The 3,499-nt window shown below is 63.4% G+C and carries 4 protein-coding genes; 3 read left to right on the top strand and 1 reads right to left on the bottom strand.

What is annotated here, in order from left to right; genetic code table 11:
• Window positions 1–142: 142 nt before the first annotated feature.
• Entirely contained in the window at window positions 143–1,330 is a 1,188-nt protein-coding gene (locus tag WBB85_RS17730) for an ABC transporter substrate-binding protein (RefSeq protein WP_432639921.1), read from the bottom strand.
• Window positions 1,331–1,453: 123 nt separating this feature from the next.
• Here WBB85_RS17730 and WBB85_RS17725 point away from each other — a divergent pair, with 123 nt between their 5' ends.
• The 3 genes from WBB85_RS17725 to WBB85_RS17715 are packed head-to-tail and all read left to right on the top strand — an operon-like array spanning window position 1,454 to window position 3,338.
• Window positions 1,454–1,966, top strand: coding sequence for a DUF3280 domain-containing protein (locus WBB85_RS17725; protein WP_432639920.1), 513 nt, complete (start codon window positions 1,454–1,456; stop codon window positions 1,964–1,966).
• 8 nt (window positions 1,967–1,974) lie between these two features.
• A complete protein-coding gene (locus WBB85_RS17720; protein ID WP_432639919.1) occupies window positions 1,975–2,490 on the top strand; it encodes an SRPBCC family protein in 516 nt (171 codons plus the stop codon).
• Between the two features lie 50 nt (window positions 2,491–2,540).
• Window positions 2,541–3,338, top strand: a complete 798-nt coding sequence (locus tag WBB85_RS17715; protein WP_432639918.1) for a quinoprotein dehydrogenase-associated SoxYZ-like carrier — start codon at window positions 2,541–2,543, stop codon at window positions 3,336–3,338.
• Window positions 3,339–3,499: the final 161 nt, after the last annotated feature.

Below are 3,499 nucleotides of genomic sequence, written 5' to 3'. Positions count from 1 at the left end.
GCGGGGAACTCGGTGATCACCTCCCATGTCGCGCTGTCGATGACGGTGACGGAGTTGCCGCGTTCGTTGGAAACGAAGACCTTGTTGGCCAAAGCGGGTGTTGCCGTCAGGCAGGCAAGGGCAAGGGGCAGCCAGCGCATATTCATCCTCCGAAAGCGGTGCAGCGGGTTTCGGGCTGGTCGGGGCCCAGAGTGTCGAGCGGCGAGACCTGATGCAGAAAGCCCTCCTGCGGCGAGACGGCCACGGTGATATGGCGGTCGGTCAGGAGGACCGGCTGGCGCAACTGACCGTTCCACGGGCGGAAAGTCAGCTTCTGACCCTTGAAGGCGGCCAGTTCGAACGCGTCCGACATCGCGTAATCGCGCAAGGCGACCGGGTCGGCACTGTTGGTGCGCGAGACCGCCTCGCCCACGACACGCAGCGCCAGCCAGACCTGATAATCCTCTTCCCGCATGGTCCGGCCGGTCAGCTTTTCGAACCGGCGCTGAAACTGGGTCGCGCCCCAGGCCTCATGCGCGGCGTGCCAGGTGACCGGGATCAATCCGGCGGAACCCGCGACCGGATGGGGCAGCCATTGGTGATAGGGCAGATAGGCGGCGAAGACATCGGCCTCATCGGCGGCGATCACCACGTCATGCTCGGGCAGGTCCTGCATGAAGACCGGCATTTCGCGCTGAACCAGCACATGGCCGGTATCGGTACGCCGGGCGCCGCCCCGGTCGATATATTCGCGTTCCCCGACAATCTCGGCCCCGAACTTGCGCGCGGCCTGCCGGTAGGCATCGGCCAGCGCGTGGTCCTTTGGGTGGGAGCCATGGATCAGCACCAGACGCCGCCACTGCTTCCAGATCAGGAACTGGATCACCGCATCGGCCAGCATCGCCCGGCTGGGGGCGACATGCAAAAGGTTGGCGCGGCACGCTTCCTCGCGCACCGCCTCATCGCGGGCACCTGCATTCAGAACAAACGCCCCCTCGCCCGCCAGATCGGCAAGCGCCGTCACTTCCACGCCTTCAGCCAGCACCACGATGATACCGATACCGTCGCGCCGCAGCTCCTCCACCGCCGATGCCGCATCTTCCGGCGGCACGGCACGGGTCACGGTCGTGAATTCCATGCCAAGGAAATTGCCCGTTGTCTGGTTGTCCTCGGTCGCAAGAACCGCCCCGGCGAACCCAAGGTCGTCCGGCGGAATGTCGAGGCGCGAGATCGGCAGCGGCAGATCGGGGTCCACACGCAAAACGGCGGCGCGCACTTCCAGCCCCATGGCGGCACCCGCCATGGCCAGGATCGCGGCTACCGCCCCGGCAAATCTCAGGAGAGTCGGCATTGTTCGGATAACCTCCCAATTTTCCAGCGACTCTTTTGCAGAAAGGATGCCCCCTCACCCGGCACCGCGAAACCGCGACTTAAGGCGCATTGCACCACCCTGCCCCGCCCCTAGACTTGGGCCATGAAGGCTGCCCTTGTCCTTTCGTGGCTTGCACTGGCCGCGCCCTTTGCGGCAGCGGCGGAGTTTGGCGAAAAACTGCGGCCGGGGGCGACGGTTGCCTTCCTCGGACTGGGTTTCATCGACAGCTCGACCGAGGGTGCCTATAACGGCGTGCGCCCTGATGAGATGCAGCGCCGCGTGATGCTCGAAGATCAGGTCCGCGCCCGTTTTGCCGATGAAGGCTTCGACCTTGTCCCGCTCGACCCTGTGGCAGAGGATCTTGCCAATACCCTCAACCCGGCCGATTGCGCGGGCTGCGATGTGCGGTTCGGCGTACGGCTTGACGCAGATTATGTGCTGGTCGGCGAGGTTCAGAAGGTCTCCAACCTGATCCTGTCGATGAACCTTGTCCTGCGCGACACCGCGTCCGGGCAGATGATCCGTGGCAAGTCGGTCGATATCCGCAGCAATACCGACGAAAGCTGGCAGCGCGGCATGAATTACATCCTGAAGACCCACTATTTCAATCCATGAGGTGAACCATGAACGTCGCACGTATTCTGGCCGTCACTGCCCTTGCTGTAGCCCCTTCCCTCGTTCAGGCCGATGACCGCGCAGAGCTGTCGGTGCCGCTTTCGGTCGAGGTCGCCGCCGCCCCGGCCGAAATCTGGGCTCTGATCGGCGACTTTCAGGATCTGGGCTGGCATCCGGCGGTGTTTTCAACCGATGGCGATGGCGGAAACGATTCCGGCGCCACGCGGTTGCTGACGCTGATGAAGGAAGGCGGGCCCACGATTGCCGAGGAGCTGACCGCCTATGACGGCGCGGCGATGTCCTATTCCTATATCATCACCGAAGTGGCGCCCGAAGTGCTGCCGGTCGACGCCTATTCCGCCACGATTGCGGTCAGCGCCGCTGGGAACGGTGCGCGGATCGACTGGCAGGGCAGCTTCAAACGCGCAATGGCCGAGGGCGTGACGGATGAAGCCGCGACAGGTGCGATAACCGGTGTCTATCAGGCGGGGCTGGATGCGCTGGTCGCAGGGTTCGGCCAGTGAAACGAAAGGTAAGGTGGGTTTAAACCCACCTTACATACAGGACGAAATCCATGCGCCTATTTCTGACAGCCCTGTTTTTAACCCTCGCCACATCGGTACTGGCCGATGAAGGCAGTTGGCCAGATATCAGGGCAATGCTCTATGAGGACCGCATGCTGCATCCCGGTGCGGGCGTCGTCGCCCTCGACGCGCCTTACCGCACCGAAACCGACGCGCGGACGGTGATCGGTGTCACTGTCGCCGCCCCGACGGGCCTCAGGATCGCCTCTGTCACGCTGGTGCTTGACGAAAACCCGATGCCGGTCTCGGCGGTGATCCGGCTGACCGATCCCCTGCCCCGCTTCCGATTCGATGCCACGTTGCGCATCAACGGACCGACCCCGATCCATGTCATTGCAGAAACCGCCGACGCGCAGCTTTTCGTCACCGACGGCTTCGTCAAGACCTCGGGCCAGGGCGCCTGCGCGGCACCGCCCGGCACCGATCCGGAACTGGCCATGGAGACCCTGGGCGAAATGGTGATCGGCATCGGCAACGCGACGGCCGCCGATCCGCTTGCGGGGCTGACGGGGGGCGAGATGGATCTCGCGCTCGGCATCTCGCATCCCAGTCATTCGGGCATGCAGATGGATCAGATCACGCTTCTCTTCATCCCGATGCGCTATGTGGAGACTGTGGAGATCGATCTTGACGGCAAGAGCTATGCTGAGGTGACCGGCTCCATCTCGCTATCGGAAAACCCCGAACTGACCCTTTCTATTCCATCAGCAACGCGGGGGGTGGATGTGACCATGACCGATACGGACGGCACCGTCAGCCATGCCAGCAACCGGCTGGCGGATTACTGACCCGGTCGCCCTTGCATGTTTCGACCCCACCCTGTGTGGGCGGTCCGCAGAGACAACCGCCTGGAATACTTCCCAGACTCGTCAGCGGGTCACGTCGACGATCTGACCATTCTGAGTCACGCTTAGAGCGTGTTGCGGTTTTCGAGATTCAGGATTCCCCC

The sequence above is a fragment of the Albidovulum sp. genome (assembly GCF_049646345.1).
Classification (GTDB): domain Bacteria; phylum Pseudomonadota; class Alphaproteobacteria; order Rhodobacterales; family Rhodobacteraceae; genus Albidovulum.
The sequence above is the reverse complement of the archived record's forward strand: the minus strand, read 5'-3'. Positions and strand labels throughout refer to the sequence as shown.